The organism is Diaphorobacter sp. HDW4A (assembly GCF_011305995.1).
Lineage (GTDB): Bacteria > Pseudomonadota > Gammaproteobacteria > Burkholderiales > Burkholderiaceae_C > Diaphorobacter_A.
On record NZ_CP049910.1, the window covers coordinates 1,594,826 to 1,615,261 of the forward strand.

Consider the following 20,436-nt stretch of genomic DNA (forward strand, 5'->3'; position numbering starts at 1 on the left):
GCTCTCAGAGTCCCGGCGAGATGGTCTTTTCGCAGTCGGCCGTGATCCACACGCCGGTGGCGGTGAAGTTGTCGTTCGCACCGCTGCCGGTGCGCTCGACCTCTTCCATGAGGGCGTTGATCCAATCTTGCACACTGACGGCGCGAACCAGACTTTCCTCAATGAATGCAGTGTTGAGAATGCTCCAGACGCCATCGGTGCAGATCAGAAAGGCGTCGCCATCGGCCAGCGCGACGGGTGCATCAAGCACGCTGGGGCCGACCTCGCTGCTCGCGCCCGCAGCGCCGAGGAGCACGTTGCGCTTGGGATAGTTGGCGGCGTCCTCCTCGGTCATGAGGCCAGCGGAAACGAGACTCTGCACCACGCTGTGGTCTTCGGTCATCGTGAGCAGTTCATCGCTGCGAAACCAGTAGATGCGCGAGTCGCCCCAGTGCGCCCAGATGGCGCGCTGGGAGTAGGTGTCGATGCGCAGCTCGGCAATCGTGGTGCACATCTTCGACAGCTCGGGGTTCTGCGACTGTTCGCGCTTGATGGTGTCCGATATCGCGACGATCTGGTGGGAGAACTCGTCTGGGTCGAAGGTCAGCGGGTTCTTGCGCACGGCCGCCATGGCCAGTGCCGCGGCATGCATGCCGCCCGCCGCACCGCCCATGCCATCGGCCACGGCGAACGAGATGATCTCGCCTTCACGCGCGTGGCAGTAGGCGTCTTCGTTGTAGGTGCGGTCGCCCTGATGCGAGCGCGAGTAGTGGCTCAGTGCCACGGAATCCTCTTCGAGTGAAGCTGGCGGGATGGTCGTCACTTCCTGGGTCCTTTTCTGTCGATGCTGTCCGTCTCGTTCTGGTAGGCACTGTGGAATTCCGTGCCCCACGACGCTGGCGTCTGGTTCTTCATCTCTTCCTTGAGCCACTGAAAGCGGCTGCAATACATCTCCCACAGGCGCGCGTTGCGCTGTGCTGCGAACAGCGTGCGCTGGCGGCCCTGAGCGTCGAGCTGTTGTTCGATCTCTTGCGGATCGAAGCGCTCGAAGAGCCGCTGCACAGCGGCCTGTGTTCCGGCCATCATCCCGACCTCGTGCGCGCGCAGATCGAGGTGGGCGCTCTCGATGGCCGCCGGGCCACTCAAAAAGCCGGGCATGCGGGGGCCGAAGATCTGCGCGAGTGCCGCTGCGCCGGTGGGCAGGAACTTGAGCGGGTTGTTCGCCTCGGCGTTGATCAGCGTGACTGCTATGCGCACTTCCTGCTTGGCTGCTGCGCGCGAGCCGAGCAGGTCCATGCAGCCTTGCACGCTGTTGCCGAGCATCTGGCCGATCATGAACATCATCTCGGGCGTGAGCTGCTGCGGATAGCGGCAATCGTTGAGACCTGCGCCGCGCTTGAAAGCATCCAGCAGTTGCTGGGCGTTGTCGTCGAGTGCTGCTGGAGTGGGTGGGGGCGATGGTTCCGCAGCGATGGTGGCTGCGGGAGTTTGTGTGGGCAGCGCCGCGATCGGGACTTCATGCGCCTGAATCGTGGGGGCGGGCGTCGGCTCAGCAACCGGCGTGGAGTCAAGCCCCATCAAGCCGTTGTCGGGCGCGCCGCTCAGATCGAAGAAGGCGTCGAGATTCACCGCGTTGGACGACGCGGCCGGTGACGCGGACTGATGAACCGGCGACTGCTGTATGGCTGGCTGCGCTGTGGGCGGCGATGATAGCCCCTGATCGATGGGCGCGAGCGGCTCCAGATTCGAAGGCAGGCTAGGCGCTTGCGAGAACGCCTGCAGAGGATCGATGGTACCGGGCGGTGCAGGGTCTTGGAGAGCGCGCGGCGCGCGGAAGTACGAACCGAGTTCTGAGGTGTGATCGCTCTGTGTCTTCTCGCGGATGGCGGTGTTGCCGAACAGCATCTCGGGATTCAGCGCGTCTTCCTTTCGGTCCTCGGAAAAGAGGGCCAGCGGGTCCACGTGGGTGGAGGCATCCATGAAGGACTGGTGGTGCTCCGCCTGTAGCGGGTCGACCGTCATCGAGTCGATGGAACCCTCGGTCGGCTGGAAGATCGCATCGAGCGAGCGTTCAGGGAACATGTCCTTGACGTTGCCGGGCCGCAGCAGGTCGCTGAGTGGATCGTCCATGTTGCGGCGGGAAACGCCACCGAGCGCGAAGGGATTGAAGTCATCGGGAATCACGCGGGGCATCGCGCTCGCATGACCGATCGAATGTGCCGGTGCGCTCGACATGTGCGTGTCGATAGGCGCACCCATGAGGTCGCCAAACGGGTCGCCGACGCTGCTGCTATGGACGGGTGCACGCACGGGCTGCGGTGTCGGCAGCGACGCCATGGCGAAGGGATCATCCGGCAGGTGCTCGTGCGCCGTCTGCGACGGATAGGTGAGTGGTTCACCAGCGGCGTCCGGTGCCACGGGCGCGCCGAGCAAATCGTCGAAAGGGCCTTTCATGACGGAGGCCGGGCTTGGCAGATCGGTGTACGTGGGCGTTGCGGCGATGGCGGGAGCGATGGAGGGCGCGGGGATGAGCGGCTCGGGCAACGGTGTTTCCGGCACTGGTATCGCAGCCGCTTGCATCGGCTCGAACGTGGCCAGCGGATCCATGGGAATCGGCGTTCGGGGAGTGGAAGCTTGCGCAATGGCGGCCGCGGGCGTGAAGCCTTGCAGCAGCGGATTGGATGCCTGCGCCGGTGTTTCCCGCAGTGGCGCGGCGGCCACTGTTGTGTCAGCCAGTTGTTCGACCTCGATGAGGTAGTTACCCGTGCGCCATTCTTCCTTGGCTCCCATCACAGAGCGGCCACCCGGGCCGAGTTCGCGGCCGTTCACGTAGATGGGGTTGGAAGTGCTCGCGTTGAGCAGGTGAAACGCGTTGTTCTCCCAGAGAATCTGCACTTGGATGCGCGAGATTCTGCGCATGGGGTCCGGCAGAACCATGTGGCAGCGCGGGTCCCGCCCGATAGTGCCACCGGCGGTGTCGAACAAGCCCTCGATGGGAGGAGGCGTCTCGTTGGCGTAAGCCGCTTGGGCTTTCAGACGCAACTGCATTTCAAATCCTTTCGTGGTGCCCGCAGCTCATGCGGTGGGATGTTTCAAGCATCCTGCGATGGGTCCACTCCGGTGATGAACGATGCCTGATTCAGGCCATCGGGCGCCATTTCCTTGAGGATGTCCATGAAGTTCATCTCCATGAACTTCATGGCACGCCGAATCAGAAACGGCGCGGGGCTGGTCGGTTCATTGATTTCGAGATAGCGACTCACGAGCTCCAGTTGCCGCACCGCTTCCCTGCGGGAGTTGATGCCGCCCACCCCCTTGACCGCCGCGCCCGCATGCATGCCGCCACCCATCAGTGCGTCGGCTTCATCCGGTGGGGTTGCAGTGTTCTCGTTTGCCGACGCCGTGCCTTGGGCGAGCAGTGTCGAAATCTTCTGCAATGGCCTGATCAGCACGTTGAGGTCGGGCTGATATTCCGAGCCCATCTGCTCCGTGTAGTGCTTTTGCAGCGCGCTGATTTCGGTCACGATACGGCTCGGCAGTTCGAGCGTGGGTGCGTCGTCCGACTTGCGCACATCGGCCACGATCTGTTCGAGCTGCACGTCGGTGATGGTCACGCCGTTGATGTCGAGCGATCCGTATTCCAGCAACCGCTCCAGGTCCTTGACGGTGAAGACGCCGAGATGGCTCGCGAGCACCACGCTTTGGCGGATGTCGGAAGTCAGGCCCTCGACGTCGGCAAAGTTGCTTAGAGCGCTGAAGCGGATCTGCGGATCGGGCTCGCCGTCGATTTCGAGCTGTGGGTGCAGCGTCTGCCAGAAATTTTGTGACACTGTGTTCACGCTGGCGATGCCGTAGTGCAGGCCCGCCAAGCCATGCAGCCTGGTCAGAGCGCGCGTGAAAGGCAGCAGCACCCGCAGATCATGTGTCTGTGCGGACAGCTCACTGGCAAGCTTGAGCATCTGTTGCCAGTCGGGTTCCTTGCCTGCGATCACCGTATCACCGTACTGCTGTTCAGCCGTGGCGATGGCCGCAGTTTCAAGCTCCGCAAACTTGGTGTCGTACTCGGTGTTTCTCCCGGATGGCGCCTCCTCGGAGATGGGTGTTGTCCAATCCACACCGATGTTGAAATCTTCCACCATTCTCTCCTATCAACTCGACGAGTGTCATTTCTATATGCTATCTTCCATGATAGTGCATGTGTGTGAAATCGTGATGATGTAATAGATTGCATTAATGCAGAGATGTGGCATAGGGAAGGAGCGGTTTCCCGTGCAAGCGCATTTTTTGCAATTTCGACATGGGCGGAACAGAGCCGCCACGCACGATGGCACAACGCAGAGGGCTTTGTGGAGAGGGCGGTTCAGCGGTTTAGTGCCGTGCCCGGACTTCTGACAGTGCGCTCCCTTTTTGGTCGTTATCGCTTGAGGTACTGATGTCAGAAATTAGTCGTAACCATCTGTTTGGAAAGCTCAACACGCAGATGTTCCGGGCAGCCGAAGCTGCAACGGTGACGTGCAAACTGCGCGGCAACCCTTATGTGGAGCTGGTGCATTGGGTGCATCAGATCGTGCAGGACCAAGACTCGGATTTCCGCCAGATTCTCAAGCACTACCAGCTCAACCCGGCGACGCTGGAAAAAGACATCACTGCCGAACTCGACCGCCTGCCGCGGGGTGCGACGGCCATCGTCGACTTTTCTGAGCACATCGACACCGCGATCGAGCGCGCCTGGATCTACGCGACGCTGCTGTATGGTGACGATGTGATCCGCGGCGGCTATCTGCTGGTGGGTCTGCTCAAGACCACCAATCTGCGCGCGGTGCTGCACCGTATGTCACCCGAATTCCGCAAGCTCCAGCCCGATGGGGTGGCCGCCGATCTGGTGCAGATCATCAAGTCCTCGCCCGAAGAGAATCAGCCGGCTAGTGACGGCAGCGGCATGTCCGGTGGCGCGCAGGCCGGCGAGGCCAGTCAGGCCGTGGGCAGCGCCAGCGGCGGCAAGGGCAGTGCGCTCAAGAAATATGCGGTGGATTTGACTGAGAAGGCGCGCCAGGGTCAGCTTGATCCGATCACCGGGCGCGACGACGAGATCCGCCAGATCATCGACATCCTGCTGCGCCGCCGCCAGAACAACCCTTTGCTGACCGGCGAGGCGGGCGTGGGCAAGACGGCGGTGGTGGAGGGGTTTGCCGCCCGTGTGGTGGCCAATGATGTGCCGCCGCCGCTGCGCGACGTGTCGGTCTACACGCTCGACGTAGGCCTGCTGCAGGCAGGCGCGAGCATGAAGGGCGAGTTCGAGCAGCGCCTGCGCCAGGTGATCGACGAGGTGCAGGCCAGCCCCGGCAAGATCATTCTGTTCATCGATGAAATCCACACGCTGGTGGGCGCGGGCGGTGCACAGGGCACGGGCGATGCGGCCAATCTGCTCAAGCCGGCGCTGGCGCGCGGCAATCTGCGCACCATCGGCGCGACGACCTGGGCCGAATACAAGAAATACATCGAGAAGGACCCGGCGCTCACGCGGCGCTTCCAGACCATTCTGATCAACGAGCCCAGCGAGGACAAGGCCGTGGCGATGCTGCGCGGTGTGACCGCGCAGATGGAGTCCCACCACAAGGTGCTGATTCTGGACCGCGCCATCGAGTCCGCCGTGCAGCTCTCGCACCGCTATATCCCCGCGCGCCAGCTGCCCGACAAGGCGGTGAGTCTGCTGGACACGGCCTGTGCGCGCGTCTCGCTCACGCAGCACGCGACGCCGGTGCAGGTCGAGGCCATCGAACGCGAGATGAGTCTGCTGAACACCGAGCGCGAGATTCTGTTGCGCGAAGAGTCCATCGGCATCGGCCATGCGGAACGTGCAGGCCAGATCGCCAAGCGGCTGGACGAGCTGAGCACGCTGCTCAAGGAACACCAGTTGCGCTGGGAGGCCGAGCATGTGCTGGTGCAGAAGGTCTTCGAGCTGCGCAAGAAGCTGAACCCGCAGGCGGCGCTGGGCAGCCTGTCGCCTCTGCCGCATCTGCAGGAAAGCGAAGCCGCCGCCGCAAGCATCGCCAACACCGCAGCGGCCGCTCACGCTGTTGAGCAGATCGCCGATGCAGTGGAGGCTCCGTTGGAGTTGAGCGATGAGGAACGCGTCGCGCTCAAGCAGGAATTGGAGGCCGCGCAAAGCGAGCTGCAGCAGTTGCAGGGCGAGCACCCGCTGGTGTTGCCCGCCGTGGACGAGCAGGCCGTGGCGACCGTGGTGTCCGAGTGGACCGGCATTCCCGTGGGCCGCATGGTCAAGGACGAGATCGCCGCCGTGCTGCGTCTCGCCGACACGCTGGGCAAGCGCGTGATCGGGCAGGACCACAGCCTGAACACCATCGCCCAGCGCATCCAGATTTCGCGTGCGCAGGTCGAAGATGCGTCCAAGCCCATCGGCGTGTTCATGCTGGTCGGCCCAAGCGGCGTCGGCAAGACCGAGACCGCGCTGGCGCTGGCCGAGTCGCTCTATGGCGGCGAGCAGAACCTCATCACCATCAACATGAGCGAGTTTCAGGAAGCGCACACGGTCTCGACCCTGAAGGGTGCGCCACCCGGTTACGTGGGCTACGGCGAAGGCGGTGTGCTGACCGAGGCCGTGCGCCGCAAGCCCTACAGCGTGGTGCTGCTCGACGAGGTGGAGAAGGCCCACCCGGACGTGCACGAGATCTTCTTCCAGGTGTTCGACAAGGGGTTCATGGAAGACGGCGAAGGGCGGCTCATCGACTTCAAGAACACGGTGATCATCCTGACCTCGAACGTCGGCACCGATCTCATCATGAGCATGTGCAGCGATCCCGATCTGCTACCCGATTCGACCTCGCTCGCCACGTCAATGCGCGAGCCGCTGCTCAAGGTGTTCCCCGCAGCGTTTCTCGGTCGTCTGACCGTCGTGCCGTACTATCCGCTCGCGCCCGACATGCTGGCGCGCATCGTTGCGCTCAAGCTCGGCCACATCAAGCGCCGGGTGTCGGACAACCACCAGATCTCGTTCGAGTGGGACAAGCCTGCTGTGGACGCGATCATGTCGCGCGCGACCGACATCGAATCGGGTGGCCGCATGGTCGACGCGATCCTCTCCAATCACGTGCTTGCAGGCATCAGTCGCGAGATTTTGCATCGCACCATGAACGGCGAGCCACTGCATTCAGTGACGCTCACCGCCAAGGACAAGGACCTGTCGCTTGAATTCGCCTGAGCGAAAAGGCATGAACTCAAAGGAATGAAACCATGACGGTATTGATCGTTCCGGGAGCGGTGGGCAACACCAGCTCTCGGCGTGAGTGGTTCCACAGCGCGTTTGCACATGGTTGTTCGGCAGATGTGCAATCGTGTGTGCCGACCGGTGCCTTGAACGTGCTGGCGCTGAACGCCGCGACGCCCGCAGCCACATTGGCCGAGGCGCAAGCGGCGGCACCGGCCGTGGCCCAGAATCGGCTGAGCGGCGCCGCGTGGGTCAAAGAATTCCCCACCGGCACCTCGACAGAAGATCTGACGCCGGGTTTTCGCGATGCGGTCAATTCCTTCATCACGGCGATCAACGCTGCGGGCGGCAGCGTCAGCATCATCGCGACGTACCGGCCACTTGAGCGGGCCTACCTCATGCACTACGCATGGGACATTGCCAAGGGCACGATACAGCCCGACCGGGTGCCCGCCAGAACCGGGGTGGACATTGAATGGGATCATGGCGACAAGACCAAGTCGGTCAACGCCGCCAAGGCGATGGTGAAGGCGTACGGCATCGTGCACCGTCCGTCGTTGACCACCAATCACGCCGGGCGCACCGCCATCGACATGAATGTGAATGGCATGATCAGCAAGACCATGACTGATGGCAAGGGCAAGAAGGTGACGATCAAGAAGGCATCGGATCTGCATGCGGTGGGCGCCAGCTATGGCGTGCACAAGCTGGTGAGCGATCCCCCGCACTGGTCTGCGGATGGACATTGACATGCATTCCACATCGCGTTGGACCCGTTGTTGCATCGCGATGCTCGGCCTTGGCGCAACGGCGGCATTTGCTCAGGTCGTGCCGGGCATCGTGTCGGTCAACGAGGATGGCGCGGCGAGGCTGCATTTCACGAAACCACTGCCGCCTGATCAGCCGGTGTTTCTTCAACTGCCCGCAGGCAAGGGCAAGTTCAAGTGCTGCGTGAAGGTAAGCCGCAATGACCTCAAGGAGCTGAGGGAGCCGGTAGCCGAGATCTCCGGCGACGGCGGTGACGCGCCGGTCGGCTACGAACTCAAGCACCGCCTCAAGGGCCCATTCGATGTTGGCTACGACGCGATTGCCGTCTCGGCGAAGCAGGCTTCCGAGACGGGGCCATACGGACTTAAAGCGAGCAATGGCCGCACCGCCATGCGGGCCCATCTGTGCTACGGCACGGAAGGCGTCAACCTGATCGCCAAGTCCGAGGGCAAGGCGCAGACGCTCTATCGCTCGTTCGGCTACGAGACCCAAGTCAAGCCGCAATGCAATGCGGCTGATCTGAAGGATCTCGGGGGATGATCTGAAAAGCGTTCAGATGTCCGCGAGCAGCTCGTAGGGGAGCGGCTGCAGCTGCAGCGCCGGGCCGCTGGTCGAGCCTGCGTGCAAGGCTTCCTGAGCGGATGCGATCTGCAGTGACACCAGCGTGTCCAGCCCGCCATTTGGCGACGCAGCGACCTGTACCACGGTGCCCACGGGCTGCTCGGCATCGCCCGCGTTGAAGACCTCGGTGCCGACCGCCAGTTCGCTGGCGGCGACATGCGCCAGATAGGTGCGGCGCTTGAGCGTTCCACGGAATTGGCTGCGGGCGACGATTTCCTGGCCGGGGTAGCAGCCCTTCTTGAAGTTCACGCCGCCCACCGATTCGTAGTTCACCATCTGTGGCACAAAGGCCTCGAACACCGGCTGGGTGAGGGTGGCGACGCCGCTGCGCACCTCGCTCAGTTGCCAGAGTTCTTTGCTGAGTGGCGGGCCTTCGGGCGCGGCCAAGCCGGTGGGTGCTACCAGCAGCGCGCGTGGCTGGCCGTCTGCGGGATAGAGCTGCACGACGCTCGAATCACCTTTTGCGACAACGTTCCACGGCGCTGCATCGACCGGAGCGGCACCGCCAGCCAATCCGTAAATGGTGAAATCGTTGGTCGCATCGCTGAGCTTTGCCTTGGCGCGCAGCACGAACATCGACAGGCGTTTCAAGGTCTGGGGCAGCAAGTCGCGCGAGCAGATCAGCAGGATTTCATCGGCTGAACGCTTGATGCCAATGAAGCTCGCCTGCATGCGGCCTTTGGCGTTGAGAAAGGCAGCGAGACGCGCTTCCCCCGGCTTTTGCAGCGCGAAATCCTGCGTCAGTTGGCCGTGGATGAAACTGGCTGCGTCTTCACCGAGTACGCGAATCACGCCGAGATGTTCAAGAGGAGGTGTAACGCCGTCGAAAGGCACTGACGCAGTGTGGTTCATGGGTGAATTATGATGCCCCGTTCCATTCATTCAGTTGGTAGGGTTGTGCGTCGATTCTTCGTTTTATTGGTGCTGTTGGCGTTCGCTGCGGCGGGTGCCGCTTATTGGTGGTTGCATGCGCCCTTGGCGCTGCGCGCGAGTGACACGCCCGGAGAGGCGCTGGAGTTGGAGATCGAACCCGGTACTACGCCGCGCGGTGTGGCTACAGCGGCCGTCAAGGCGGGCGTACAGACCGATGCGCGTCTGCTGTACTACTGGTTTCGTCTGTCGGGGCAGGACCGGCAGATCAAGGCGGGTAACTACGAAATTCCAACCGGGACAACACCTTACGAGCTGCTGCAGAAGCTTGCACGCGGTGAGTCGACGCTGCGCGCGGTGACCGTTGTAGAGGGGTGGACCTTCAAACAGATGCGCGGCGCGCTTGCTAAGGCCGATGCACTCAAGCAAGATACGGCCGCGATGTCGAACGAGGACATCATGCGGGCGTTGGGCCGCGAAGGCGTGGCGGCGGAAGGGCGCTTCTTCCCCGACACTTATGCCTACGCCAAGGGCAGCAGCGATCTGGCGGTGCTCAAGCGGGCTCTGCATGCGATGGACCGCCGCCTCGAGGCCGCGTGGTCGCAGCGCGAGTCGGACACGCCGCTCAAATCAGCCGATCAGGCGCTGGTGCTGGCCAGCATCGTCGAAAAGGAAACCGGTAGCGCGCAGGACCGCGCCGAAATCGCGGGCGTGTTCACCAATCGCCTGCGCGTCGGCATGCTGCTGCAGACCGACCCGACCGTCATCTACGGCATGGGTGAAAAGTTCGACGGGAATCTGCGCAAGCGGGATCTGCAGACCGATACGCCGTGGAATACCTATACCCGTGCGGGGCTGCCGCCCACTCCGATTTCGCTGCCGGGCAAGGCGGCGCTGCTGGCTGCGGTGCAGCCTGCGCGGACCAAGGCGCTGTACTTTGTCGCCAAGGGGGATGGGACCAGCCAGTTCAGTGCCACCCTCGACGAGCACAACAGGGCCGTCAATCGCTACCAACGCGGGCAACGCTGATGTGGTGATGTGCTTGGTTTAACTTTGTGTGAGCCGGCCTTTTCTTGATCTTTAGAATGGGCAGTGTTTTGGGCTCACGCTGCCTTTCTGGTCGCGATTGGTCATTCTTTTGGGGAGCACCGATAAATGCTTTCCTGCGTTGTTGCGCCTCCTTGCCGTACGGGAGGAATGTCTGCGTCGGCGATGCCTGGCCTGAAGGCCTTTCTCGGCGTTGTGGTGGGTGATCGGGGCGCTCTGTGTGCTTCATTGGCCCGCTGCGCCTGAAGTCCATCCGGTGGCTCTTTGATACTGGTTTTCATGTTTGAATTGAAGAAGAACGAAAAATGAGCTTGGGTCTGTTCATCTCTTTTGAAGGCATCGACGGTGCGGGCAAGTCCTCGCACATTGAGGCGCTGGCTCAGGCGTTTCGGGATGCGGGCCGTGTGGTCACGCTCACGCGCGAGCCGGGTGGGACGCCTCTGGCCGAGAAGTTGCGCGAGATGTTGTTGCATGAGGCCATGGATCCGTTGACCGAGGCGCTGCTGGCGTTTGCGGGGCGGCGCGACCATTTGCGGCTGGTGATTGAGCCTGCGCTGGCGCGGGGCGAGGTGGTGCTTTGCGACCGGTTCACGGATGCGACCTTTGCCTACCAAGGAGCCGGGCGGGGCTTTGATCTGAAGGTGCTGTCTTATCTGGAGGCGCTGGTGCAGACCGGACTTGCGCCCGATGCCGCGCTGCTGCGCAATCCCGATGTGACGATCTGGTTTGATGTGCCGCCCAAGGTCGCTGCCGAGCGACTTGCGGCGGCCCGTGCGCCGGATCGGTTCGAGGCGCAGCCCGAGACGTTTTTTGAACGCGTGGCTGAAGGCTATGCGGACCGTGCGGCGGGGGATCCGGCACGGTTTGCGCGGATCGATTCCTCGCAGGATCGCGTGAGTGTGGCAAAACAGGTGATGGCTGCGATGGCCGCTCGCGGTCTGTTGAACGCTGGGGAGGGCGTATGAGCGAGAACGTTGCCACTTCTCACACCGTTGCACCGTGGATCGCTGCGCAGCGAGACACCTTGCTGGCCCAGCGTGGCCATGCCTGGCTGCTGCAGGGGCCTTCGGGCATGGGGCAGTTCAGTCTGGCGCTCGACATGGTGCGGGCGTGGTTGTGCGATGCGCCGACCGCGCAGGGTGCCTGCGGCCAGTGCCAGAGCTGTCACGGCATTGACGTGCATGTGCATGCCGACCTCTGCGTGCTGATGCCCGAGACGCAGATGATGGCGCTTGGTTGGCCGTTGCCCGAGAAGGCGCAGAGCGAGATCGACGACAAGAAGCGCAAGCCGAGCCGTGAGATCCGGGTGGAAGCCATGCGCGATGCGGTCGAGTTCTCGCAGCGTACCGCGGCGCGTGGGCGCGGCAAGGCGGTGCTGGTCTATCCGGCCGAACAGATGAACCATGTGACGGCCAATGCCTTGCTCAAGACGCTGGAGGAGCCGCCCGGAGACGTGCGCTTCGTGCTCGCGACCGAGGCCGCGCACGAGCTGCTGCCCACGATCCGTAGCCGCTGCATGGGTCACACCATGCAATGGCCGGGCGAGCCCGAGATGGTGACCTGGCTGCAGACGCAGGGCATTGCCGCCGATACGGCACTGTCGCTGCTGCGTGCGAGCGGTGGACGGCCCGAGGATGCGCTGGCGCTCGCCAAATCCGACCGCAGTCCGCAGGCCTGGAGTCTTTTTCCGAAGGCAGTGGCGCGCGGCGATGTCTCGGCGGTCTCCGATTGGAGCCCAGCGCAGGCCATCGAGGCGCTGCAGAAGCTCTGCCATGATCTGTTGTCGGTGCAGGCCGGTGCCGAGCCGCGCTATTTCGCGCTCGCGGATCTGCCCAAGGCTCCGGCTTTGCTGCCCTTGTCACGCTGGGCGAAGACACTTTCGCAACAGGCTCGCACGGCTGACCACCCGTTCAACGGGGGGCTGATGCTGGAAGCACTTGTCGCGCAGGCGAAAAACGCCATAAACTCGAAGCTCTGAACAAGGCGTTACATACCCGACACCCGATATGAGCACACCTACCACCGCCGCCCGCCCCAGCGTGATGCAGCTGGCCATCAAGGAAAAGGCCGCGCTGTACGCGGCGTTCATCCCGTTCTTCGAGGATGGTGGCGTGTTCGTGCCCACGGCCAAGGAGTACCGGCTGGGCGACGATGTCTACGTGCTGCTTACTTTGCCCGACGATACGCAGCGTTATCCGGTTGCGGGTAAAGTGGCCTGGGTCACCCCGGCGCGCGCTTCCGGCAATCGCACGCAGGGCATTGGCGTGCAGTTTCCGAAGGACGACAAGTCCCGCCAGCTGCGCACGCGAATTGAAGAAATTCTGGGTTCCAGCCTTGGTTCTGATCGTCCGACACAGACCATCTGAATATTGTTTGTACTGGGCGCTGTACGCCGCAGCGCACCACGAGCCGGCAGCACGTTTGCCGGCTTTTTGTTTTTTGACGCGATATGTTTACCGATTCACACTGCCATCTCAATACTCCGGAGCTGCTTGAGCAGCTCACGCCCATCCGCGTCGCCATGGCCGAGGCCCAGGTGGACCGTGCGCTGTGCATCTGCACCACGATGGAGGAATTCGAGGGTGTGCACCAGTTGGCGACGAGCTACGACAACTTCTGGGCGACCGTCGGCGTGCATCCCGACACCGAGGGCTTGACCGAGCCCAGCCTTGAGGATCTGCTGGCCCGCGCCGCCTTGCCACGCGTGGTCGCCATCGGTGAGACCGGTCTCGACTACTACGGCATGGAAGACCGCAAGGGCGGCCGCACCGTGGCCGATCTCGAATGGCAGCGCGAGCGCTTTCGCACCCACATCCGCGCCGCGCGCGTCTGCCGCAAGCCGCTGGTGATCCACACCCGCAGCGCGTCGGACGATACGCTGCGTCTGCTGCGCGAAGAGGGGGAAGACGGCGCTGGCAACCTGGCAGGCGGGGTGTTCCACTGTTTCACGGAAACAGCCGAGGTAGCGCGCGCGGCGCTCGATCTGGGCTACTACATCTCGTTCTCCGGAATCGTCACGTTCAAGAACGCGCAGCACCTGCGCGACGTCGCAGCCTTCGTGCCGATGGATCGCATCCTGATCGAGACCGACAGCCCGTATCTCGCGCCCGTGCCTTATCGAGGGAAGGTGAACAATCCTTCCTACGTGCCTTTTGTTGCCAGGCAATTGGCTGAAGTGAAGGGCATCAGCGTGCAAGATATCGCCGAGGCAACCAGCCGCAATTTCGATGAACTGTTTCTCAAAGGGAGCAACGCAGCATGATCAACCGTCGGCAAACCATGCTCTGGCTGACCGCATCGTCCGCCGGACTGCTGTCCGCCTGTGCGCACGCCAGCGTCAGTGACGACTTCTTCACGTCCATCATTCGCGACAACGCAAGTAACATCACCTCGCTGATGCAGCGCGGATTCGATCCCAACACGCTGAGCCCCGAAGGCCAGCCCGCGTTGGTCGTGGCGCTGCAGCGTGACTCGCAGCGAGCGTTTGACGCGCTGATGCAGTCCAAGAAGATCAAGGTCGAGCAGCGTAACAAGAAGGACGAAAGTGCGCTGATGATCGCCGCGATCAAGGGCAACATTCCTGCAGCCAAGGCGCTGATCGCGCGCGACGGCGATGTCAACAAAACCGGCTGGACACCGCTGCACTACGCCGCCTCATGCACCACCGATCAGGCTGTGCCCATGATCCAGTTGCTGCTCGAAAACCACGCTTATATCGATGCATCGTCGCCCAACGGCACGACGCCGCTAATGATGGCCGTGCGCTACGGCACGGCCGATGCAGCCAAGTTGCTGATCGAAGAGGGCGCCGATCCGAGCATCAAGAACGAAAAAGGCCTGACTGCCGCGGAGTTTGCGCGGCAGGCCGACCGCAATGACATGGTGCAGGTTGTGAACGACGCGATCCGAAAGCGCAGGCAGGCCGCTTCGGTGCGCAAGCCTGCTTCCCCCGCTTCTTCCGTGCCGGGCGTGTCCGTGGCCCCTGAAGCTCCCGCTCAGAAGGGAACTTGGTAACCAACTGCTAGCCGATCTATCCGCTCAGCATACAAAAAACGGGCCATGCAGATTGATTGCATGGCCCGTTTTTTATGCGCCGGTTGGTGCGAGATACGGTGAAAAACGTATCAGTTGTGAACCGATGAATGCGTCTGGAGTCGCGCATAGAGGCCGCCCAGTGCCATCAGCTCGGCATGCGTGCCTTGCTCGGCGATCTGGCCGCGTTCCATCACCACGACGCGGTCGGCGTGCTCGATGGTGGACAGGCGGTGGGCGATGACCAGCGTCGTGCGGCCGTTCATGAGGCGTTGCAGGGCTTCCTGTACCAAACGCTCGGATTCGGTGTCCAGGGCGGAGGTCGCTTCGTCGAGGATCAGGATCGGCGCATCCTTGTAGAGCGCGCGTGCAATCGCCAGACGCTGGCGCTGGCCGCCCGAGAGCTGGGTTGCGTTGTGACCCACGACGGTGTGGATGCCGTTTGGCAGCGTCGCCACGTGGCCCGCCAGATTGGCAGCTTTCAGGCAGTCGTGCACACGGGTTTCGTCCACTTCCGAGCCCAGCGCGACGTTGGCGGCGATCGAGTCGTTGAACATCACCACGTCCTGGCTCACCATGGCGAACTGCGAGCGCAGCGACGGCAGATTCCAGTCCTTGAGCGGCACGCCGTCGAGCGAGAGGTCGCCGGAAGTGGGGGTGATGAAGCGCGGCAGCAGGTTCACCAGCGTGGTTTTGCCGGCGCCCGATGGGCCGACCAGCGCGACGATCTCGCCCGCCTTGATGTCGAGCGACAGGCGGTTGAGCGCGGGCATCATGTCGGATTCAAACGACACGGTCACATCACGCAGCGAGATGCTGCCTTCTGCGCGTTCCTTGCAGTAACTACCGCCATCTTCTGTTTGCGTGTCGTTCAACAGCATCAGGCCGCGTTCCAGTGCCGCGACGCCGCGCGTGATCGGATTGGCCATGTCGGCAAGACGGCGGATGGGGGCGATCAGCATCAGCATGGCGGCGATGAACGAGGCGAATCCGCCCACCGTCACGTCAGTGGTCGCCAGGTTGCCATGGCTCTGCCAGAGCGCGATGCACAGCACGGCGGACAGCGCGACCGAGGCCAGCAGCTGGGTCAGGGGGGTCATGGCGGCCGAGGCGATGGTGGACTTGATCGCCAGCGTGCGCAGGTTGCGGCTCAGCACGCTGAAACGCTTGGTTTGGCCTTCTTCAGCGCCATGCAGGCGCACCATGCGGTGGGCAAGCACATTTTCTTCGACCACGTAGGCGAGATCGTCGGTCGCCTGCTGGCTGCTCTTGGTGAGCTTGTAGAGGCGGCGCGAGAGCGTCTTCATGATCCACGAGACGGCGGGGCCCATCACCAGCACGATCAGCGTGAGCTGCCAGTTCAGGTAAATCAGGTAAACAAAGAGGGCAACAGCGGTGAATCCGTCGCGCGAAATGCCCATCAGCGCCTGCACCAGCGCGTTGAAACCGGTCTGCACCTCGTACACCACGGTGTTCGAGAGCGCGCTGGCCGACTGGCGCGAGAACAGGCTCATGTTGGTCAGCAGCAACCGCTCGAACAGCTGGGTGCGCAGCTTCAGCATGCCTTCGTTGGCGATGCGGGCAAGCGCGTAAGCGCCGCAGAACTGCGCGAGACCACGTACAAAGAACAGTCCTATCAAAAAGAGGGGAACCATCCAGAGGCTGAGCGATCCTTGAGTGAAGCCCTGATCAAGCAGTGGTTTAAGCAGTGCCGGCATCAGGGGTTCCGTGGCAGCACCAATCAAGGTGGCCACAAGGGCGATTGTCCAGCCCAGACGCTGGTTTCCAAAGTAAGGCAGCAGCCGCTTCAGACGTTGCAGAAGTGACAAGGATTGAGTGGAGCCCGGCAAATTTGTTTGCACAGCGCTATGATTCGGGGATTGCATTGAGGGCGGATTCTAAGGCTCAGCGTTGTTTACAGATTTCAGCACAGTTTGTCACATGGCTTGCTAGGCCATGTGTAACATGCGAAGCTCTGTTACCCGGCACGTCTACGGTATTTCGTTGGTACACAATGACTATTGACCGAATTTTCCCTAAATTCAATACATCCTCCTTTGCGCAGACTCTGCGCGTCCCCCGGCGACAAGCTGTCGCTGCGATTGCCTCTCTCTCCGCATTGCCTGCGCTGGCGCAGTTCAAGGTCGAGATCACGGGCGTCGGCACGAAACAACGGCCGATCGCCATAGCCCCGTTCAAGGGCGAGGCGCAATCACCCCAAAAAATTTCCTCGATCATTCGGGCCGATCTGGAGCGCAGTGGCGTCTTCATCGGTGTCGATGCGGCAGGTGATCAGCTCGATGAGGGCTCGCGCCCCGATCTGGCCGCTTGGCGTGCCCGCACGGCGGAGGCGCTTGCCGTGGGCAGCGTCAGCCGTCTGGGCGATGGTCGCTTCGATGTGCGTTTCCGTCTGTGGGACGCGATCAAGGCGCAGGATCTCGGTGGCCAGAGTTATGTGGTGACCCAGGCGGATTTGCGCCTCGTCGCGCACCGCATCTCCGACTACATCTACGAAAAGCTCACCGGCGAGCGCGGCGTGTTCTCCACACGCATCGCCTACGTCACCAAGAACGGTGGCCGCTACACCCTGTGGGTGGCGGATGCCGACGGCGAGAACTCGCAGTTGGCCTTTGGCAGCTCCGAGCCCATCATCTCGCCCGCCTGGTCGCCCTCTGGCACGCAGCTGGCCTACGTGTCATTCGAATCGCGCAAGCCAGTGGTCTACGTGCAGGACGTCTCGTCCGGCAAGCGCCGCCTGATCGCCAATTTCCGCGGCTCCAACAGCGCGCCTGCCTGGTCGCCCGATGGCGGCACGCTGGCCGTGACGCTGAGCCGCGATGGCGGCTCGCAGCTCTACACCATCGGCGCCAATGGCGGCGGCGAGCCCAGGCGCCTGATGCAGAGCAGCGGTATCGACACCGAGCCCGTCTACTCGACCGATGGCCGCAGCATCTATTTCGTGAGCGATCGCGGTGGTGCGCCGCAGATCTACCGCGTGGGCGCGGGCGGCGGCAGTGCCGAGCGCGTGACCTTCAGCGGCTCCTACAACATTTCTCCGTCGATCAGCCCCGATGGCCAATACCTGGCCTACATCTCGCGGGTTGGCGGCGCATACAAACTGCACGTGATGGATCTGAAGTCGGGATCTGTACAGGCCATCACGGAAACGTCAGCGGACGAAAGCCCCAGCTTCGCTCCCAACAGCAAGCTCATCGTCTATGCCTCCCAGCATGGCGGTCGCGATGCGCTCATGACGACGACGCTGGACGGCAAGATCAAGGCCCGCCTCGCGGGCCAAAGTGGAGACATTCGGGAACCCTCATGGGCCCCGTATCAGAAGTAAGCAGTATTTTTCCCCGAAATTTTTTTCATAGCACTGGTTCCCCAGGAGAACTTTCATGATTCGTTTTGATTTCAAACGTGCAGCACTTGCACTGACCATTACTGCCCTGATGGCAGGTTGCAGCTCCGGCGTGAAGCTCGATGACGCTCCCGTCGAAGACAAGGGCGCGACCTCCACCACCGGGCAAGGCAACAACGGCGCCGGCAGCGGTACCGGTCAAAGCACCGTGACTCCTGCCGACATGAACGGCTCGGCACGTGCCGGTCAAGGCCCTGTGGGCGTGGCTCACATCGTCTACTTCGACTTCGACAGCTACACCGTCAAGTCCGAATACCAATCCGTGCTGGAAGGCCACGCTCGTTTCCTGAAGGCCAACAATGCCAAGAAGGTGAACCTGGAAGGTCACACCGACCAACGCGGTGGCAGCGAGTACAACCTGGCGCTGGGCCAAAAGCGTGCCGAAGCGGTGCGTCGTTCGCTGGCTCTGCTGGGCGTGCCTGATTCGCAGATGGAAGCCGTGAGCTTCGGCAAGGAAAAGCCTGCTTCGCAAGGCAACTCCGAAGACGCTTTCTCCCAAAACCGTCGCGTTGAATTCTCTTACCGTTGATGATGAAGCGCTCGTTTTCTCCACAACTTCCGCTGATGGCTGCGGTGCTGTGCGCCAGCTCGCTGCTGGGTGCCCCGGCACATGCGGCCCTGTTTGAAGATGCTGAGGCACGACGTGCGATTCTGGAGATGCGGCAACGCGTGGACGCGATGCAGCAGTCCTCCCAGCGCAGCACAGAGCGTTCCGGAGACGATGTAGCGCAAATGCGCCGTAGCCTGCTCGACCTGCAGACACAGATTCAGTCTCTGCAGAGCGAACAGGCGCGGTTGCGCGGCCAGAATGAGCAGTTGCAAAAGGACGTGTCCGACCTGCAGCAGCGCATGAAGGATGTGGCCAAGGCGACCGATGAACGTCTGCGCCAGTTCGAACCGGTCTCGGTGACTGTCGATGGCAAGGAGTTCAAGGCCGACCCGGCCGAGAAGCGCGACTTCGAAGCGGCCATTGCCGTGTTCCGTACGGGCAAGTTCCCCGAAGCGGGCCAGGCATTCGCGGCCTTCACGCGCCAGTATCCGCAAAGCGGTTACATGCCTTCCGCACGTTTCTGGTTGGGCAACGCGCAGTACGCGCAGCGCGACTACACCAACGCGATCAACAATTTCAAGTCGATCATGACCAACGCGCCGGACCACGCACGTGCGCCCGAAGCCGCGCTGTCCATCGCCAACTGCCAGGTGGAGTTGAAGGACACACGTGCAGCGCGCAAGACGCTGGAAGACCTGATTCGCGTGTACCCGCAATCGGAAGCCGCAGCAGCCGCCAAAGAGCGTCTGTCGAAGATGAAGTGATGGCAACTTGGTGAACGAGCAAGAGCAGGGCGGGACAGCCGCCATCGATGACGCCGATCTGGAGCGTCGATTTGGTGGCCTCGCCCGGCTGTATGGCGTCGAAGGCGCGGCCCGCATTCGCGGCGCGCATGTCGCTGTGATCGGTATCGGCGGCGTGGGCTCGTGGACGGCCGAGGCGCTGGCCCGCAGCGGCGTGGCAGCGCTCACGTTGATCGATCTCGACCATGTGGCCGAGTCCAACATCAACCGCCAGATCCATGCGCTCGACAACACCGTCGGGCAGGCCAAGATCGAGGCCATGCGCGAACGCATCGCGCACATCAATCCCCGCTGCAAGGTGACCTGCGTCGATGAATTCGTCGATGAGGAAAACTGGCCTGCGTTGCTGCCCGACAAGGTGGACGCGGTGATCGACGCTTGCGACCAGATCCGCGCCAAGACTGCAATGGCAGCATGGGCGCTACGGACGAAGACATTGTTCGTGAGCATCGGCGCAGCGGGCGGCAAACGCCAGGCCCATCTGGTGGATGTGGCCGATTTGTCGCAGACCACGCACGACCCACTGCTCGCGCAACTGCGCTACCGCCTGCGCAAATTCCACGGATCGCCCAAAGAGGGCAAGAAGATCGGCACGCTGTGCGTCTTCAGCAAGGAGCCCGTGGCTCCGCCGCACGCCTCCTGCAACATTGGCGGCGAGGGCGATGGTTCGCTCAACTGCGCGGGCTATGGCTCGGTGGTGACAGTGACGTCCACATTCGGCATGTGCGCGGCCGGTGTGGTGCTGGACCGGCTCGCGGGCAAGTGAGTGACGGACGCAGGAGCGTCAGCCTCCGTTTTTGGGCATGTAGGCGGCCACCATTGCGGCAAACTCGGTGGCGAGCTGTTTTCCATATTCGTGCTGGTTGCGCATCCATACCGCCTGATCCAGTGAGAAATCCTGCCGGTCCGTGCGTCCGATGGTGCCCATGGATTCGACCAGGGACTGCTCGAACGAGGCCAGCTGTTTCTGCGGGTCGCTTTGCGCCCGCATGACCAGCGCCACCAATTGGGCCAGCACGGCTTCGTGTAGCGCAAGGCGAGTGGAAAACTCCAATGTGGAATTTTCTGGTGTGATCATCATGCGCTCCTTGGGTTCGTTTGAATTCGGTGGATGCAGACG

General features: G+C 62.5%; 19 protein-coding genes. 13 read left to right on the forward strand and 6 right to left on the reverse strand.

The features are described from left to right. Positions 1 to 4 precede the first annotated feature (4 nt). From G7047_RS07140 to tssA, 3 genes are read right to left on the reverse strand one after another with little or no spacing between them, the layout of a single operon-like run. Positions 5 to 802, reverse strand: a complete 798-nt coding sequence (locus G7047_RS07140; protein WP_166302790.1) for a PP2C family serine/threonine-protein phosphatase — start codon at positions 800 to 802, stop codon at positions 5 to 7. Further along, positions 799 to 3,027, reverse strand: coding sequence for a type VI secretion system-associated FHA domain protein TagH (gene tagH, locus G7047_RS07145; protein WP_166302793.1), 2,229 nt, complete (start codon positions 3,025 to 3,027; stop codon positions 799 to 801). Before tagH ends, G7047_RS07140 begins: the two co-directional genes overlap by 4 nt. A gap of 44 nt (positions 3,028 to 3,071) precedes the next feature. Continuing rightward, positions 3,072 to 4,118, reverse strand: a complete 1,047-nt coding sequence (gene tssA / locus G7047_RS07150) for a type VI secretion system protein TssA (RefSeq protein WP_166302796.1) — start codon at positions 4,116 to 4,118, stop codon at positions 3,072 to 3,074. A gap of 293 nt (positions 4,119 to 4,411) precedes the next feature. Here tssA and tssH point away from each other — a divergent pair, with 293 nt between their 5' ends. From tssH to G7047_RS07165, 3 genes are read left to right on the forward strand one after another with little or no spacing between them, the layout of a single operon-like run. After that, positions 4,412 to 7,198 carry a type VI secretion system ATPase TssH gene (gene tssH / locus G7047_RS07155; protein WP_166302799.1) on the forward strand — a complete coding sequence of 929 codons (2,787 nt, stop codon included), beginning with the start codon at positions 4,412 to 4,414 and terminating at the stop codon, positions 7,196 to 7,198. A gap of 32 nt (positions 7,199 to 7,230) precedes the next feature. Further along, the gene (locus G7047_RS07160; protein WP_205904735.1) at positions 7,231 to 7,953 is read left to right on the forward strand and encodes a hypothetical protein; all 723 of its coding nucleotides are present in this window, start codon (positions 7,231 to 7,233) and stop codon (positions 7,951 to 7,953) included. Between the two features lies 1 nt (position 7,954). After that, the gene (locus G7047_RS07165; RefSeq protein ID WP_166302802.1) at positions 7,955 to 8,512 is read left to right on the forward strand and encodes a hypothetical protein; all 558 of its coding nucleotides are present in this window, start codon (positions 7,955 to 7,957) and stop codon (positions 8,510 to 8,512) included. A 12-nt stretch (positions 8,513 to 8,524) separates the two neighbouring features. Here G7047_RS07165 and G7047_RS07170 read toward each other — a convergent pair whose 3' ends face one another. Continuing rightward, a complete protein-coding gene (locus G7047_RS07170) occupies positions 8,525 to 9,445 on the reverse strand; it encodes a folate-binding protein YgfZ (protein ID WP_166302805.1) in 921 nt (306 codons plus the stop codon). Between the two features lie 9 nt (positions 9,446 to 9,454). Between G7047_RS07170 and mltG the strand changes: the two genes are divergently transcribed. The 6 genes from mltG to G7047_RS07200 all read left to right on the forward strand — a co-directional run bounded on the left by mltG (position 9,455) and on the right by G7047_RS07200 (position 14,524). Further along, positions 9,455 to 10,492 carry an endolytic transglycosylase MltG gene (gene mltG, locus G7047_RS07175; RefSeq protein WP_166302808.1) on the forward strand — a complete coding sequence of 346 codons (1,038 nt, stop codon included), beginning with the start codon at positions 9,455 to 9,457 and terminating at the stop codon, positions 10,490 to 10,492. A 323-nt stretch (positions 10,493 to 10,815) separates the two neighbouring features. After that, on the forward strand, positions 10,816 to 11,475 hold the full coding sequence (tmk, locus tag G7047_RS07180; RefSeq protein ID WP_166302811.1) for a dTMP kinase: 660 nt from the start codon (positions 10,816 to 10,818) through the stop codon (positions 11,473 to 11,475). Further along, complete coding sequence (locus tag G7047_RS07185) at positions 11,472 to 12,488, forward strand: DNA polymerase III subunit delta' (protein ID WP_166302814.1); 1,017 nt, start codon at positions 11,472 to 11,474, stop codon at positions 12,486 to 12,488. Before tmk ends, G7047_RS07185 begins: the two co-directional genes overlap by 4 nt. Before the next feature lie 28 nt (positions 12,489 to 12,516). Beyond that, positions 12,517 to 12,876, forward strand: a complete 360-nt coding sequence (locus G7047_RS07190; RefSeq protein WP_166302817.1) for a PilZ domain-containing protein — start codon at positions 12,517 to 12,519, stop codon at positions 12,874 to 12,876. 83 nt (positions 12,877 to 12,959) lie between these two features. Then, the gene (locus G7047_RS07195) at positions 12,960 to 13,772 is read left to right on the forward strand and encodes a TatD family hydrolase (RefSeq protein WP_166302820.1); all 813 of its coding nucleotides are present in this window, start codon (positions 12,960 to 12,962) and stop codon (positions 13,770 to 13,772) included. Then, positions 13,769 to 14,524 (forward strand): ankyrin repeat domain-containing protein, encoded by a 756-nt coding sequence (locus G7047_RS07200; protein WP_166302823.1) that lies wholly within the window; start codon positions 13,769 to 13,771, stop codon positions 14,522 to 14,524. Before G7047_RS07195 ends, G7047_RS07200 begins: the two co-directional genes overlap by 4 nt. Positions 14,525 to 14,634: 110 nt before the next feature. Here the strand turns inward: G7047_RS07200 and msbA are convergent, their stop codons facing one another. Further along, positions 14,635 to 16,428, reverse strand: coding sequence for a lipid A export permease/ATP-binding protein MsbA (gene msbA / locus G7047_RS07205; protein ID WP_166302826.1), 1,794 nt, complete (start codon positions 16,426 to 16,428; stop codon positions 14,635 to 14,637). A 128-nt stretch (positions 16,429 to 16,556) separates the two neighbouring features. On the opposite strand from msbA, the gene tolB reads away from it, so the two are divergent. The 4 genes from tolB to G7047_RS07225 are packed head-to-tail and all read left to right on the forward strand — an operon-like array spanning position 16,557 to position 20,082. Continuing rightward, complete coding sequence (tolB, locus tag G7047_RS07210; RefSeq protein ID WP_166302829.1) at positions 16,557 to 17,885, forward strand: Tol-Pal system beta propeller repeat protein TolB; 1,329 nt, start codon at positions 16,557 to 16,559, stop codon at positions 17,883 to 17,885. Positions 17,886 to 17,940: 55 nt separating this feature from the next. Next, positions 17,941 to 18,492, forward strand: a complete 552-nt coding sequence (pal, locus tag G7047_RS07215; protein ID WP_166302832.1) for a peptidoglycan-associated lipoprotein Pal — start codon at positions 17,941 to 17,943, stop codon at positions 18,490 to 18,492. Between the two features lie 2 nt (positions 18,493 to 18,494). Further along, positions 18,495 to 19,277, forward strand: a complete 783-nt coding sequence (gene ybgF, locus G7047_RS07220; protein WP_166311929.1) for a tol-pal system protein YbgF — start codon at positions 18,495 to 18,497, stop codon at positions 19,275 to 19,277. A 7-nt stretch (positions 19,278 to 19,284) separates the two neighbouring features. Beyond that, entirely contained in the window at positions 19,285 to 20,082 is a 798-nt protein-coding gene (locus tag G7047_RS07225) for a ThiF family adenylyltransferase (protein ID WP_240939397.1), read from the forward strand. Between the two features lie 18 nt (positions 20,083 to 20,100). Here G7047_RS07225 and G7047_RS07230 read toward each other — a convergent pair whose 3' ends face one another. Continuing rightward, on the reverse strand, positions 20,101 to 20,397 hold the full coding sequence (locus tag G7047_RS07230; RefSeq protein WP_166302835.1) for a hypothetical protein: 297 nt from the start codon (positions 20,395 to 20,397) through the stop codon (positions 20,101 to 20,103). Positions 20,398 to 20,436: the final 39 nt, after the last annotated feature.

Coding starts and splice junctions, on each gene's coding strand:
- G7047_RS07165 (WP_166302802.1), top strand. CDS start 7,955: ATGCATTCCACATCGCGTTGGACCCGTTGTTGCATCGCGATGCTCGGC.
- msbA (WP_166302826.1), bottom strand. CDS start 16,428: ATGCAATCCCCGAATCATAGCGCTGTGCAAACAAATTTGCCGGGCTCC.
- G7047_RS07185 (WP_166302814.1), top strand. CDS start 11,472: ATGAGCGAGAACGTTGCCACTTCTCACACCGTTGCACCGTGGATCGCT.
- ybgF (WP_166311929.1), top strand. CDS start 18,495: ATGAAGCGCTCGTTTTCTCCACAACTTCCGCTGATGGCTGCGGTGCTG.
- pal (WP_166302832.1), top strand. CDS start 17,941: ATGATTCGTTTTGATTTCAAACGTGCAGCACTTGCACTGACCATTACT.
- G7047_RS07190 (WP_166302817.1), top strand. CDS start 12,517: ATGAGCACACCTACCACCGCCGCCCGCCCCAGCGTGATGCAGCTGGCC.
- tolB (WP_166302829.1), top strand. CDS start 16,557: ATGACTATTGACCGAATTTTCCCTAAATTCAATACATCCTCCTTTGCG.
- G7047_RS07195 (WP_166302820.1), top strand. CDS start 12,960: ATGTTTACCGATTCACACTGCCATCTCAATACTCCGGAGCTGCTTGAG.
- tssH (WP_166302799.1), top strand. CDS start 4,412: ATGTCAGAAATTAGTCGTAACCATCTGTTTGGAAAGCTCAACACGCAG.
- G7047_RS07230 (WP_166302835.1), bottom strand. CDS start 20,397: ATGATGATCACACCAGAAAATTCCACATTGGAGTTTTCCACTCGCCTT.
- tssA (WP_166302796.1), bottom strand. CDS start 4,118: ATGGTGGAAGATTTCAACATCGGTGTGGATTGGACAACACCCATCTCC.
- tmk (WP_166302811.1), top strand. CDS start 10,816: ATGAGCTTGGGTCTGTTCATCTCTTTTGAAGGCATCGACGGTGCGGGC.
- G7047_RS07200 (WP_166302823.1), top strand. CDS start 13,769: ATGATCAACCGTCGGCAAACCATGCTCTGGCTGACCGCATCGTCCGCC.
- tagH (WP_166302793.1), bottom strand. CDS start 3,027: ATGCAGTTGCGTCTGAAAGCCCAAGCGGCTTACGCCAACGAGACGCCT.
- G7047_RS07170 (WP_166302805.1), bottom strand. CDS start 9,445: ATGAACCACACTGCGTCAGTGCCTTTCGACGGCGTTACACCTCCTCTT.
- mltG (WP_166302808.1), top strand. CDS start 9,455: ATGATGCCCCGTTCCATTCATTCAGTTGGTAGGGTTGTGCGTCGATTC.
- G7047_RS07160 (WP_205904735.1), top strand. CDS start 7,231: ATGACGGTATTGATCGTTCCGGGAGCGGTGGGCAACACCAGCTCTCGG.